We start from the raw sequence: 12994 nt of genomic DNA, 5'->3' as shown, positions 1-12994 counted from the left end.
GCGCGAGTCCGCGGCGCCGGTCCTCCCCCGCCCCGGCGGGTCCGTCGAAAGGCAAGGAATGAGCCGCACCCTCCGGCGACGCTCCACGATCGCCGCCTCCCTCGCGCTGGTCGCGTCCCTCGCGCTGAGCGCCTGCGGGGGCTCCGACTCGGGCTCCTCCGCGGTGCCGCCCTCCGCCGGCGGCGGCGGGGACGACGCCCTGCAGGAGGTCTACGACAACGCGCCCGTCGCCGAGGCCGCGGCCCTGCTGTCGGACTCCACGATGGCCGCGATCCGCGAGCGCGGCGTGCTGCGCGTGGCCGCTGCCCTGGACGCCCCGCTGCTGAGCCAGCAGGACCCGAGCAACCCCGACGACATCCAGGGCTTCGACATCGACCTGGCCAAGATGCTGGCGATCTACATCATCGGCGAGCCGAACATCGAGGTCGTGCCCCCGGCGTCGGAGACCCGCGAGGCGCTGCTGACCAACGGCACCGTCGACGTCGTCTTCAACACCTACACGATCACCGAGGAGCGGGCCGAGCAGATCTCCTTCGCCGGCCCGTACTTCGTCTCCGGCCTGGCCGTCGCCGTCGCGGCGGACAACGAGGACATCGCCGGGATCGACGACCTGGGTGGCCGCACCGTCATCGTCGGGGCGAACACCCCCGCCGTCACCGCGGTGCCCGAGCAGCAGCCCACGGCCGAGGTGGTCAGCTTCGCCACCGACCCGCAGTGCGTGCAGGCCCTCACCCAGGGCCGCGGCGACGCCTACGTGCAGGACTACACCCTGCTGGCCGCCGACGCGGAGTCCAACGACGGGATCAAGGTGGTCGGCCAGCCGTTCACCGAGGAGGCCTACGGCATCGGCCTGCCGCCGAACGACCCGGACTTCAAGGACTTCGTCAACGACTGGCTCGAGCAGATCTACGCCGACGGCTCCTGGGCCGCGGTCTTCGACGCCACCCTCGGCACGGTCGGTGACGGCAGCACGCCCGAGCCGCCGGCCATCGGCTCCGTCCCGGGTTCCTGACCTGATCAGCAGCAGCGCCGGCAGGAGGATCCGTTGAGCGCCCTCGTCGACGCCTGGCCCCAGCTCCTCTCGGGCCTGGGCACCACCGTGTTCGTCCTGGTCACCTCCGCCGTGGGTGCCCTCGTGCTCGGCACCCTGGTGACGGTGGCCCGGGTCAGCCCGGTCCCCGTCCTGCGCGCCGCGGCGTTCGGGTACGTCCAGGTGCTGGTCAACGTCCCCCTGCTGGCGCTGCTGCTGCTCGCCGTCTTCGCCCTGCCCGATGCCGGGCTGATCGCCCCGCTGGTGACCACGGCGATCGTCGTGCTCACCGTCTACGAGGCCGCCTACGTAGCCGAGGCGCTGCGCAGCGGCATCCACACCGTGTCGCGCGGGCAGGTCGAGGCCGCCCGCGCACTGGGCTTCACGCTCTCCCAGACCCTGCGGCTCGTCGTCGTCCCCCAGGCCGCGCGGACCGTCGTCCAGCCCCTGGGCAACGTGCTCATCGCGCTGCTGATGAACACCGCGCTGACCGCGACCGTCGGGGTCGTGGAGCTGACCAGCGCGACCAACAAGGTCAACCTGGTCCAGGCCCAGCCGATCCCGATCTTCGGCGCGGCCGGGCTGGTCTACATGGCCCTGGCGCTGGTGATCGGGCTGGGCGCCGGCCGCATCGAGAAGAGGGTGGCGATCCGCCGATGAGGCAGCCCGAGACCGCCCACCTCTACGACGAGCCCGGTCCGCGCGGCCGCCGCCGGATCCGCATCGCCTCCGTGGTCAGCGTGCTGGTGTTCGCCGGGGTCGTGGCGCTGATGCTCCGTCAGTTCGCCTCCCGCGGGCAGCTGGACGCCGACCGCTGGACGCCGTTCCTGTCCTGGCCCATCTGGGAGTACCTGCTCGTCGGGCTGCGCGGCACCCTGCTCGCGGCGGCGGTCGTCGCCGTCCTGGGCGGTGCGCTGGGCGTGCTGCTGGCCCTGGGCCGGCTCAGCCCGATCCGGCCGCTGCGCTGGCTGTGCACCGGGTTCATCGAGGTGTTCCGCACCCTGCCGGTGCTGCTGCTGATCTACCTCATGCTCTTCGGCCTGCCCGCCTACGGGATCAACCTGCCGGTGCTGTGGAAGCTCGTCGTCCCGCTGACGATCGCCAACGCGGCCGCCTTCGCCGAGATCGTCCGGGCCGGGGTGCTCAGCCTGCCCCGCGGACAGACCGAGGCCGGGTACTCCCTGGGCATGCGGCGGCTGCAGGTGATGCGCGCGGTGGTGCTGCCGCAGGCGCTGCGCGCGGTCACCCCGTCGCTGGTCGTCCAGCTGGTCAGCCTGCTCAAGGACACCTCGCTGGGCTACGTCGTCGCCTTCACCGAGCTGCTGTACCGGGCGCAGGTGCTCAGCGCCTACAACCGGCTGCTCATCCAGACGTTCCTCGTCGTCACGCTCGTCTACCTCGTGGTGAACGGCCTGCTCTCCGCGCTGGCCTCCCGCCTGAGGCGCCGGACGACGAGGACGGCCGCCCCGATCGCCCCCGCCACCCCCGCCCAGCCGGGCGCACCCGCCGTGGAGGCCCCCCGTGTCTGACCCCGTGCTCGCCGAGCTCGCCGTCGTCGTCCGCTCCGGTCTCGTCGAGAGCCGGCACCTGGGCTCGCTGGTGGCCCTGGCCGCCGACGGGTCCGTCGCCCTGGAGCTGGGCGACCCCGATGCCGTCGTCCTGCCGCGGTCGACGACGAAGCCGCTGCAGGCGCTGGCCTGCCTGGAGGCCGGCGCCCCGCTGGCCGGCCCGGCCCTGGCCATCGCGGCCGGGTCGCACACCGGCGAGGACCGGCACGTCGACGTCGTCCGGGCCGTGCTGGCGGAGGCCGGGCTGGACGAGTCCGCGCTGCGCTGCCCGCCGGACCTGCCCGAGGACGAGGAGACCCGCCTGCGGCTGCTCCGGGCCGGCGAGGGCCCCTCCCGGGTGCGGATGAACTGCTCGGGCAAGCACGCGGCGATGCTGCTGGCCTGCGCGGTCAACGGGTGGCCCACCGAGGGCCACCTGCAGCCCGACCACCCGCTGCAGCGGCTGGTGCACGACGTCGTCGCCCGGGAGACCGGTCGGCCGGTCGGGCACACCGCCGTCGACGGCTGCGGCGCCGCCCTCTTCGGGACGACGGTGCGCGGCCTGGCCACCGCCTTCCGGTCCCTGGCGCTGGCCGCCGACGGCCCGGCCGCCCGGGTCGCCACGGCGATGCGGACCCACCCGGAGTTCGTCGGCGGCCGCGGGCACGTCAACAGCCGGCTGATGGCCGAGCTGCCCGGGGTGGTCGCCAAGGGCGGCGCCGAGGGCGTCATCGGGGTCGCCGGTCCCGACGGTCGGGCCGTGGCGATGAAGGTGGTCGACGGGAGCCCGCGGGCCACCACCGTCGTCGCGCTGGCCGTGCTCCGGGGGCTCGGGGTCGACACCTCCCCGGTGGCCGACCTGGAGACCGTGCCCGTGCTCGGCGGCGGCGTGCCCGTGGGTGAGGTCCGACCCGGGGCCACGGTGGTCGGCCGGTGACCACCGTCGAGATCTGCGTCGACGACGTCGAGGGCGCGCTGGCCGCGGCCTCGGTCGGGGCCGACCGGGTCGAGCTCTGCGCAGCCCTCGGCGAGGGGGGCGTGACCCCGAGCGCCGGCACGCTGGCCGCGCTGGCGAGCCGGGCACCGGCGCTGTCGGTGACCGTGCTGGTGCGCCCGCGGGGCGGGGACTTCGTGCACTCCCCCGTCGAGCTGGAGGTCGTCTGCGCCGACGTGGCCGCCGCCCGTCGCACCCTGCCGGTCGTGGGGGTCACCGTCGGCCCGTTGAGCCCCGGCGGGTGGGTCGACCGGGCGGCACTGGACGCGGTGGTCGCCGCCGCCGGCAGCGCACCGGTCACCTTCCACCGCGCCTTCGACACCCTGGCCGACCAGCCGGCGGCCCTGGAGGACCTGGTCGCCGCCGGGGTCGCCCGGGTGCTCACCTCCGGCGGTGCCACCACGGCGCGGGAGGGCACAGCCACCCTCCGGGCGCTCGTGGAGCAGGCCGCCGGGCGGATCGAGGTCATGGCCGGCGGGGGCGTGCGGGCCGACCACGTCGCCCGGCTGGTGGCGGACACCGGCGTCCCCGCGGTGCACCTGCGCGCCGCCCGGACCGTCCGCTCCCCCGGCCACCGCAGCGCCACCCCGGTCGTCTACGACACCGGCACCCGCACGATCACCTCCACCGACGAGGTGGCCGCGGTCGTCGCGGCCCTGCGCGGACGGCGGGCGGGGTGAGCGACGGGTCCGCCGTGCTCGGCCTGGACGTCGGGGGGACCACCACCAAGGCCCTGCTCGTCGCCACCGACGGCCGGGTGGTGCACGAGGAGCGCCGGGCCACCGTCCCCGCGGCCGACCCGGTCGACGGGCTGGTCGCCGAGCTCGACCGGCTCACCGTCCTCGCCGCCGGCCACGGGCTCACCGTGGTCGGTGCCGGGGTGGTGACCCCCGGGCTCATCGAGGAGGCCACCGGCACCGTCCGGTACGCCTCCAACCTGGGCTGGCGGGACCTGCCGCTGCGCGCGGCCCTGCAGGCCCGGGCCGGCGTCCCGGTCACCACCGGCCACGACGTGCGGGCCGCGGGTCTGGCCGAGCAGCTGCTGGGCGCCGCGCACGGGGTGGACGACGTGCTCCTGGTGACCATCGGCACCGGGATCGCCGCGGCGCTGGTCAGCGGTGGACGCCCCCTGGCCGGGGGCACCGGGGCGGCCGGCGAGATCGGGCACGCCCCGGTCCGGCCCGGCGGGGAGCCCTGCCCCTGCGGGCAGCGCGGCTGCCTGGAGGTCTACGCCTCCGGCGCCGGGGTGGCCCGCCGCTACGAGGCCCGCGCCGGGCAGGCCCGGTCCGCCGCCGGTGTGGTCGGCCGGCTGGACGAGGACCCGGTGGCCCGGGAGGTGTGGGCCGACGCGACGTCCGCGCTGGCCGATGCCCTGGTGACCGCCACCCTGCTCCTGGACCCCTCCGTCGTCGTCCTCGGTGGTGGGCTGACCGCGGCCGCCGCCGACCTGCTCGACCCGGTCCGGGCCGGGTTGGCGGCCGGGCTGACCTGGCGCCCGGCGCCTCCGGTGCACCTGACCCGGCTCGGGTCGCTGGCCGGGTCGCTGGGCGCCGCCGCGATGGCGATGACCCACGTCGGCCGTTCCGCCGACCTGGTGGGCTGGCGGGCCGTCCCGGCCCGGTGAGTCAGTCGCGCCCCAGCTCCAGGGTCGTCGCCACCTCGTAGCGGTCGCCGCGGTAGACCGACCGGGTGTGTTCCACCGGCCGCCCGCCCGCGCGGCCGACGCGGTCGAAGGACAGCACCGCCCGTCCGGGCGCCAGGCCGAGCAGGGTCGCCGTCCCGGGGTCGGCCTCGGCGGCACGCACGGACTGCTCGGCCCGGTCGACGGTGGCCCCGTACGCGTCGGTCAGCAGGGTGTACAGCGAGCCGGTGAGGTCGTGGGCGTCCAGGTCGGGGGCCACGGTCGCCGACCACCAGCCGTCGTCGACCGACATGGGCTCGCCGTCGGCCAGCCGGAGCCGGCGGACGTGCCAGGCCCGTTCGTCCGCCCGGAGGGCCAGCGCCGCCCGGGTCGGCGGGGGCGGCACGGCCGAGGCCACCTCGAGCACCACCGTGGAGGGCTGCAGGCCCATCCGTCGCATGTCCTCGGCGAAGGAGGCCAGGTGGAGCCGGGAACGGGCGGGCCGCTCGGCCACGAAGGTGCCCGACCCGGGCACGCGCACCAGCACCCCGTCGGCGACGAGCTGACCCACGGCCTCGCGGACGGTGATCCGGCTGACCCCGTGCACCTCGCACAGCTGCCGTTCGCTGGGCAGCGCGGCGCCGGGAGGCAGGCCCCGGGCCGATGCCAACAACCGGTCCCGCAGCTGCTCGTGCAGTGCCTGCGGACCCCGGGTGAGGGGGTCGGTCACCAGCCCTGCCCGACCAGCTTGTGCGTCAGGACGTACCGGGCGTAGTCCGCGCGCTGCAGGCGCCCGGCGGCGGCCTCGTCGACGACCAGGGTGACGTGCGGGTGCAGCTGCAGCACCGACCCCGGGCAGGACGTCGTCACCGGTCCCTCGGCCGCGCCGGCGACGGCGGCGGCCTTGGCCTCGCCGGTGGCCACGAGCACGAGGTGCTCGGCCGCGGAGATCGTGCCCAGCCCCTGGGTGAGCACGTGCCGCGGGACGGCGTCGACGTCCCCGCCGAAGAACCGGGCGTTGTCCCGGCGGGTCTGCTCGGTGAGCGTCTTGACCCGGGTGCGGCTGGCCAGCGAGGAGCCCGGCTCGTTGAACCCGACGTGCCCGTTGGCCCCGATGCCCAGCACCTGGACGGCGACCGGCCGCAACCCGGTGACCAGCGCCTCGTAGTCGCGGGCGGCCTGCAGCGGGTCCGCGGCCGACCCGTCGGGCCCGTGCACCCGCGCCGGGTCGATGCCCAGGGCGTCGGTGAGCTCGCGCCGGATGACCTCGCGGTAGGACTCCGGGTGCCCGGCGGGCAGGCCGACGTACTCGTCGAGCAGGACGGCGGTGACGGCGTCGAAGCGGAGCCCGGCCGCGTGCCGGGCGACGATCTCGCGGTAGGCCAGCAGTGGTGAGGAGCCGGTGGCCAGGCCGATGGTCACCTCGCCGGCGGCGCCCTCGACGGCGACGGTCACCACGTCGGCGACCACCCGTCCGCAGTCCTCGGGGGTGGGCAGGACGACGACCTCCACGGTCAGTTCTCCTCTCGGTGCACCCGGACCCCGGCGGCGTAGACCGCGACGGGGACCAGGTCGGGGGTGGTGACCAGCACGTCGGCGCGCCGGCCCGGGGTCAGCTCGCCGACCTCGGTATCCAGGCCGAAGAGCCGGGCGGGGGTGCGGGTGGCCGCGGTGACCGCGGCGGCGAGGTCGACGCCGGCGTCGCGGACCGTGCGGCGCAGCACGTCCGACAGCGTCGCGGTGCCCCCGGCGATCGCGGTCGGGTCGTGCGCGAGCCGGGCGACCCCCTCCCGGACGGTCACGTCCAGGGCGCCGAGGCGGTAGGCGCCGTCGGGCTCCCCGGCGGCCGCCATGGCGTCGGAGACCAGCGCGACCGCGTCCGGGCCCACCAGGTCGAACACCGTCGCGACCGTCTGGGGGGCCAGGTGCACGCCGTCGGCGACGAGCTCGACCACGAGGTCGCCCCGGGCGGCCGCGGCCAGGCAGGCGGCCACCGGACCGGGGGCCCGGGACAGCAGCGGGGGCATGCCGTTGAACAGGTGCGTGGCGCTCACCGGAGGCCCGGCGGCCCGGACGACCGCGGCGGTGGTGGCCGCGTCGGCGTCGGTGTGCCCGAGGCTGGGGAGCACCCCGTGCGCCCGGCAGACGGCCAGCAGCTCGGCGGCGTGGTCGGTCTCCGGGGCGAACGTCACCGACACGACGGCCCCGGTCGACAGCAGCGTCTCGAGCTCTGCCGGGTCCCCCGGGCGCAGGGCCGCGGGGTCCTGCGCACCGCACCGGGCGGCGGAGAGGTACGGCCCCTCCAGGTGCACGCCGGCCAGCACGTCGCCGACCAGGGGGGCCAGCAGCGCCAGCCGGTCCCGCAGCACGGTGGGTGTCGCGGAGACCAGGGAGGCGACGAGCGTCGTCGTCCCCCGGGACCGGTGGTGGGCCGCGGCGCGCCGGACGCCGGCCTCGTCGCTGTCGGGGAACGAGCCGCCGGCGCCGCCGTGGCAGTGCACGTCGACCAGGCCCGGCAGCAGGAGGTGGCCGGTCGGCGGGGGCGGGTCGGGGTGGTCGACCGCGTCGAGGACGGCGGTGACCCGGTCGCCGTCCAGGACCAGCACCGCGTCGTCGGTGCTCGTGCCGCCGGAGACGAGACGTCCGCGCAGGGTGGTCGGCACGGCACCTCCTGGTCTGACCGGTCATGACCAGTAGACCAGACCGGTCAGCCCGCCGCGACCACCCGGTCCAGCCACTCGACCAGCAGCCGCTGCTCGGCCGGGGTGAGCACCCCGAGGTCGGCGGCCCGGGCCCGCAGCGCCACCGCGGCGGCCGCTCCGTCGCCGTCCGCGGCGGGGCCGGCCACGACGACCCGGGCCAGCACCGCCTCGATCATCGTGTCGACGAGCGCGGGGTCCCGGTCGGCCGGCGGGGTGGCGAGCAGGGCCAGCACCAGCCCCGTGCCGGCGGCGTGCACGAGCTCGGCGGCCCGGTGCTCGCCGACGCGCAACCGGCCGGCGAGGGCCACCCGGTGCACCCGGGCGGCGAGGACCTCCCGCCCCGCGCGGGCCGCCGCCGAGCGGGGTGCCCGGCCCGGGTCGCTGAGCAACGCGAAGACCCCGGGGTGGGCCAGGCCGAACTCGACCTGCGCCCGCCAGCCGGCCCGCAGGTCCTCGACCGGGTCGACGCCCTCGTCGGTGGCCGCCCGGACGACCGCCGCCTTGCTCGCTACGTGTCCGGCGAGCACGTGCTCGGCCACCGCCTCCAGCAGCCCGTCCTTGTCCCCGAAGAGCCGGTAGATCGCGGGGGCCTGCACCCCGGCCGACTCGGCGACCCCCCGGGTGGTCACCGCGTCCGGCCCGGCCTCGTGCAGCAGGCGCGCTGCCGCCTCGACGATCGCCGCCCGGGTCGTGGTCGCCGCTGTCATGCCGCCGACGATAGCGCCGGTCCGGCATCGTGGTTATCGTCGATAACACCAACGAGGTACCAGCGATACGAGGAGCACTCCATGATCGTCGTCACCGGGGCCACCGGCGCGCTCAACGGCGCCACCGTCGACCACCTGCTGGAGCAGGTGCCGGCCGAGCAGGTCGCCGTCGCCGTCCGCGACCCCGCCCGGGCCCAGCGCTTCGCCGAGCGGGGTGTCGCCGTCCGGCAGGCGGGCTACGACGACCCGGCTGCCATGCGCGCGGCCTTCGCCGGGGCCGACCAGGTGCTGCTGGTGTCCTCGAACGACCCGGGCGCCGATGCCGTGGCGCTGCACCGGGCGGCCGTGGACGCCGCGGTGGCCGCCGGCGTCGGGCGGGTGCTGTACACCAGCCACCAGGGCGCCGCCGCCGGATCGCCCTTCGCCCCCGCCCGCGTGCACGCGGCCACCGAGGATCTGCTGGAGCACTCCGGGCTGGCCTGGACGTCGCTGCGCAACGGCTTCTACGCGCACAGCCTGGACTGGCTGGCCGGACCGTGGCGGGAGACCGGGGTCGTCACGGTCCCGGTGGAGGGCCCCGTCTCCTGGACCGCCCGGGACGACGCCGCCGAGGCCGCCGCCGTCGTGCTGGCCGCCGGCGGCGGGTACGACGGCCCGGTCACGATGACCGCCGGCGCCGCCCCCACGTTCGCCGACGTCGCCCGCAAGGCCGCCGAGGTGTCGGGGAGTCCGGTGGAGCTCGCCGTCGTGGGCCGGGACGCGTGGCTCGCCGGGCAGCTGGCCGCGGGTCGCCCGGAGGGCGTGGCCCGCTTCACGCTGGGCATGTACGAGGCGGCCGAGCAGGGCTTCTTCGCCGGCACGGACCCGCTGCTGGGTCAGCTGCTCGGCCGGGAGCCGCGCACGGTGCGCGACCAGCTGGCGGGCTGAGGGCGACGGACGAGTCGGCCTGTACGCCGGGTTCTGTCCCCGGGTGCCTCACGGCCTCCCGATGGGCGGCCATCCATCTAGGCCTGCGGTTGCCCGCAGGCTCGAGCGGTCTACCCGGAGGCTCGGGCGGGCAGCCCTCGAACGCCTCCGCAGTGCGGCGGCGAGCCGCCGCACCTTCCTGACCTTGCTCCGGGTGGGGTTTACCGAGCCACACCGGTCACCCGGTGTGCGGTGGTCTCTTACACCGCCGTTTCACCCTTACCAGTGCGAGCACTGGCGGTCTGTTCTCTGTGGCACTGTCCCGCGGGTCGCCCCGGGTCGCTGTTGACGACCACCCTGCCCTGTGGAGCCCGGACGTTCCTCGGGACCCGGGGTCTCCCCCGCGCCACGCGGCCGCCCAGCCGACTCGTCCGTCGTGCTGGGCAGCCTACCGGTGACTCAGCCCCAGAAGAGCCGGAACCCGACCCGCCGGTCGCCGTCCTCGGTGAGCGTGGCCTGGTCGACCACCTGCCGCGCCTGCTCCTCGACCGGCACGTCCGGCGCCAGCACCTCCAGGTACCGGCGGTGCTCGGTGAGGGAGGCGACGGCGAGCTCCACGCCGTCGGCGACGTCCACGACGTGCGGCGGGTCGCCGATGGTCTGCACCGCGACGTACTCCGCACCCGACCACGGCTCCCCGGTCAGCTCCGGGAAGATCCACTCGTTCCCGGCGTCGGCGACGGCGTCCAGCACCGAGCGGGACAGCGCCCGGTGGTCCGCGGAGTTCCAGGCGGCCGGCGTGACGTCGGGTCCGGTCCAGGTGTCCCCGCCGTGCAGGGTGACCACCAGCTCGGGGCGGTGCCGGCGGATCGCTGCGGCCAGGTCACGCCGCAGCGCCGGGCCCTCGACCAGGGTGCCGTCGCGGTGGTCCAGGAACTCCACCTCGGTCACCCCGACGACGGCGGCAGAGCGGCGTTCCTCCTCCTCGCGCAGCGGCCCGGCCTCGGCCGGGGGCATCCCGGCGATCCCGGCCTCCCCGCGGGTGGCCAGCAGGTAGTGCACCTCCTTGCCGGCCGCGGTCCACACGGCGACGGCGGCGGCCACCCCGTACTCGATGTCGTCGGGGTGCGCGGCGACCACGAGCGCGCGGGACCAGTCGGTGGGGAACGGGGCAGGCATGCCCGGAGTCTGGTCCTCAGCTCCGGGCGACGTCGAGCAGGACGGCGGCCAGCTCCCCGGGCGCGCTGATCATCGGGTCGTGCCCGGTGGCCAGCTCCACCATCGACCACCCGGGCTGCCCGGCCACCCGGGCCCGCGACGGGTCGATGCTGGCCAGCGGCGGAGCGGTGCAGCTGACGTAGGTGCGCGGGCGGGCCGACCACCGCGCGGCGTCGAAGTGCACCGGGTCGTCGTAGACCCCGCCGGGGTGGGTGGTCTGCCGGCGGTCCACCCAGGCGGCGTCGTCCCCGGTGAGCCCGAAGACCGTCGCGGGCGGTGCGGGCAGCACCCCGTCGGCGGCGATCTGGGCGCGCCGTTCCGCCTTCGTGTCGGGCGGGCTGAGCGACGACCAGCACTCCCCCGGCTCGGGCAGCACGGCGTCGACGTAGACCAGCGGGCCGACGGCGTCCCCGAGCACGTCGGCGGCGGCGGTCACCGACACCCCGGCGTAGCTGTGCGCGACGAGCACGGCCCCCCGGCACTCCTCGGCCCGGACGACGGCGACGACGTCGTCCACGTGGGTCTGCAGCGTCACCCCGGTGACCCCGGGCCGCTCCCCCACCCCGCTCAACGACACGGTGACCGCGCGCGCACCCTCGGCCCAGAGCAGCGGCAGCACCCGCCGCCAGCTCCACGCCCCGTGCCACGCACCGTGGACCAGCACGACGTCCCTCATCGGGCCATCATGGCCCGGCTCAGCTGCGGACGGCCTCCGCGCGCTCGGGGGCGGGTGACTCGGTCTGCGGGCTCGGCCCGCGCACCAGCAGGGCGACCAGCACGGCGCCGACCAGCCCGGCGGCACCGGCGACCAGCAGCACGTCGCGCAGGCCGTCGGCGTAGGCAGCCGACAGCAGCTCGGTGAGCCCCCCGCGGGCGTCGGCGGGGGCCGAACCGATCACCTGCTGGGCCTGCCCACCGGACAGCGCGGACGCCGTCCCGGTCGGGTCGTCGGCGCCGGCCTCGGTCAGCGCGCGCGTGGTGCCGGCTGCGAACACCGACCCGAGGACGGCGACCCCGACGGCGAAGCCCAGCTGGCGGGCGGTGTTCACCGCCCCGGAGGCCATCCCGCTGCGCTCGCGGGGCACCGAGGCCAGCGCGGCGGAGGTGACGACGGGGTTGCAGATGCCGACACCCAGGCCCAGCACGGCCAGCCCGGGGACGAGGATCCCCCAGCTCGCTCCCCCGTCGACCCGGGCCATCAGCAGCGCGCCGGCACCGATGATCGCCAGGCCGACGGCCAGCACGACCCGCGGGGACCGGTCGGTGAGCTTCTTCCCGGCGACCGCGGCGGCGACGAAGCTGACCGCCGACAGCGGGATGAAGACCGCACCGGCCTGCAGCGGGCTGAGGCCGAGGATCGACTGCAGCCACAGCGACAGGTAGATCGAGTTGGCGAACGCGGCCAGGTTGAGCAGCAGCGAGCCGATCATGATGCCGGTGAACCGGGTGGTGCGGAACAGCCGGAGGTCGAGCATCGGGGCCTCGCGGCGCAGCTCGATGACCACCCAGCCGGCGAGGACGACGAACCCGGCGACGATCGGGCCCCAGGAGCCGAGGTCGGCCCAGCCGTTGGCGGCGGCCTCGACCAGGCCGTAGACGATCGCGCCGGCGCCCAGGGTGAAGGTGGCGATGCCGGGGACGTCGGGGTGCGGGGCGCCGGACTGCTTGGACTCCTCCACCACCTTGAGGGTCAGCAGCACGGCGAACAGCGTCACCGGCAGGTTGACCAGGAAGATCCACCGCCAGGACAGCTCGGTGAGCAGCCCGCCCAGGATCGGGCCGGCCGCAGCGGCGGCACCGACGACGGCGCCCCAGATGCCGAACGCCGTCCCCCGGTCGCGGCCGCGGTAGATCGCGTTCAGCAGCGCGATCGTGGTGCTGAACATGGCGGCGGCACCGATGCCCTGCACCGCGCGGGCCGCGATGAGCAGCTCGGCGTTCGGGGCGAGGCCGCAGGCCAGCGAGCTGACCGCGAAGAGCGTCAGCCCGCCGAGGTAGAGCTTCTTGCGCCCGTACAGGTCGGCCAGTGACCCGGCTCCGAGCACGAGGGCGGCCAGGGCCAGGGCGTAGACGTCGACCACCCACTGGAGCTGGTCGAACGAGGTGCCCAGGGACGTCGCGATGTCCGGCAGAGCGACGTTCACGATCGTGACGTCGATGAGGAGCATGAACGTGCCGGCACAGACCGCGACGAGCGGCCACCACTTGCGCATGGCGCCGGTCATGCCCGGCAGTTGCTCACCCCAACCTCTCCGCCTGCGGAAGCGGC

The 12994-nt window shown here is 76.1% G+C and carries 13 protein-coding genes and 1 other RNA gene; 7 read left to right on the top strand and 7 right to left on the bottom strand.

Going from position 1 to position 12994, the window contains the following annotated elements; translation table 11 throughout:
• Nucleotides 1–58 precede the first annotated feature (58 nt).
• From F1C76_17830 to F1C76_17805, 6 genes are read left to right on the top strand one after another with little or no spacing between them, the layout of a single operon-like run.
• The gene (locus F1C76_17830) at nucleotides 59–1012 is read left to right on the top strand and encodes a glutamate ABC transporter substrate-binding protein (protein ID QNG38179.1); all 954 of its coding nucleotides are present in this window, start codon (nucleotides 59–61) and stop codon (nucleotides 1010–1012) included.
• A gap of 33 nt (nucleotides 1013–1045) precedes the next feature.
• Nucleotides 1046–1690: an amino acid ABC transporter permease gene (locus tag F1C76_17825; GenBank protein QNG38178.1), complete on the top strand. Its 645-nt coding sequence runs from the start codon at nucleotides 1046–1048 to the stop codon at nucleotides 1688–1690.
• Complete coding sequence (locus F1C76_17820) at nucleotides 1687–2559, top strand: amino acid ABC transporter permease (protein QNG38177.1); 873 nt, start codon at nucleotides 1687–1689, stop codon at nucleotides 2557–2559. Before F1C76_17825 ends, F1C76_17820 begins: the two co-directional genes overlap by 4 nt.
• Entirely contained in the window at nucleotides 2552–3514 is a 963-nt protein-coding gene (locus F1C76_17815; protein ID QNG38176.1) for an asparaginase, read from the top strand. Before F1C76_17820 ends, F1C76_17815 begins: the two co-directional genes overlap by 8 nt.
• On the top strand, nucleotides 3511–4251 hold the full coding sequence (locus tag F1C76_17810) for a copper homeostasis protein CutC (protein QNG38175.1): 741 nt from the start codon (nucleotides 3511–3513) through the stop codon (nucleotides 4249–4251). The genes F1C76_17815 and F1C76_17810 overlap by 4 nt, the downstream gene beginning before the upstream one ends.
• A complete protein-coding gene (locus F1C76_17805; GenBank protein ID QNG38174.1) occupies nucleotides 4248–5195 on the top strand; it encodes an ROK family protein in 948 nt (315 codons plus the stop codon). Before F1C76_17810 ends, F1C76_17805 begins: the two co-directional genes overlap by 4 nt.
• A 1-nt stretch (nucleotide 5196) precedes the next feature.
• On the opposite strand, the gene F1C76_17800 is transcribed toward F1C76_17805, so the two are convergent.
• Genes F1C76_17800 through F1C76_17790 form a run of 3 tightly spaced genes read right to left on the bottom strand, consistent with a single transcriptional unit; the run spans nucleotide 5197 to nucleotide 8601 of the window.
• On the bottom strand, nucleotides 5197–5922 hold the full coding sequence (locus F1C76_17800; protein QNG38173.1) for a GntR family transcriptional regulator: 726 nt from the start codon (nucleotides 5920–5922) through the stop codon (nucleotides 5197–5199).
• Nucleotides 5919–7880: a glucosamine-6-phosphate deaminase gene (locus tag F1C76_17795; protein ID QNG39347.1), complete on the bottom strand. Its 1962-nt coding sequence runs from the start codon at nucleotides 7878–7880 to the stop codon at nucleotides 5919–5921. Before F1C76_17795 ends, F1C76_17800 begins: the two co-directional genes overlap by 4 nt.
• Nucleotides 7881–7899: 19 nt before the next feature.
• The gene (locus F1C76_17790; protein ID QNG38172.1) at nucleotides 7900–8601 is read right to left on the bottom strand and encodes a helix-turn-helix transcriptional regulator; all 702 of its coding nucleotides are present in this window, start codon (nucleotides 8599–8601) and stop codon (nucleotides 7900–7902) included.
• Nucleotides 8602–8682: 81 nt separating this feature from the next.
• On the opposite strand from F1C76_17790, the gene F1C76_17785 reads away from it, so the two are divergent.
• Nucleotides 8683–9528, top strand: a complete 846-nt coding sequence (locus tag F1C76_17785; protein QNG38171.1) for an NAD(P)H-binding protein — start codon at nucleotides 8683–8685, stop codon at nucleotides 9526–9528.
• A gap of 6 nt (nucleotides 9529–9534) precedes the next feature.
• On the opposite strand, the gene rnpB is transcribed toward F1C76_17785, so the two are convergent.
• From rnpB to F1C76_17765, 4 genes are all read right to left on the bottom strand, one after another.
• An RNA gene (rnpB, locus tag F1C76_17780) (RNase P RNA component class A) lies at nucleotides 9535–9937 on the bottom strand.
• 29 nt (nucleotides 9938–9966) lie between these two features.
• Nucleotides 9967–10686, bottom strand: a complete 720-nt coding sequence (locus F1C76_17775) for a PIG-L family deacetylase (GenBank protein ID QNG38170.1) — start codon at nucleotides 10684–10686, stop codon at nucleotides 9967–9969.
• 16 nt (nucleotides 10687–10702) lie between these two features.
• On the bottom strand, nucleotides 10703–11401 hold the full coding sequence (locus F1C76_17770; GenBank protein ID QNG38169.1) for an alpha/beta fold hydrolase: 699 nt from the start codon (nucleotides 11399–11401) through the stop codon (nucleotides 10703–10705).
• Nucleotides 11402–11420: 19 nt separating this feature from the next.
• Nucleotides 11421–12938: an MFS transporter gene (locus tag F1C76_17765; protein ID QNG39346.1), complete on the bottom strand. Its 1518-nt coding sequence runs from the start codon at nucleotides 12936–12938 to the stop codon at nucleotides 11421–11423.
• Between the last annotated feature and the right edge of the window lie 56 nt (nucleotides 12939–12994).

The organism is Geodermatophilaceae bacterium NBWT11, from assembly GCA_014218215.1.
GTDB lineage: Bacteria > Actinomycetota > Actinomycetes > Mycobacteriales > Geodermatophilaceae > Klenkia.
The sequence above is the reverse complement of the archived record's forward strand: the minus strand, read 5'-3'. Positions and strand labels throughout refer to the sequence as shown.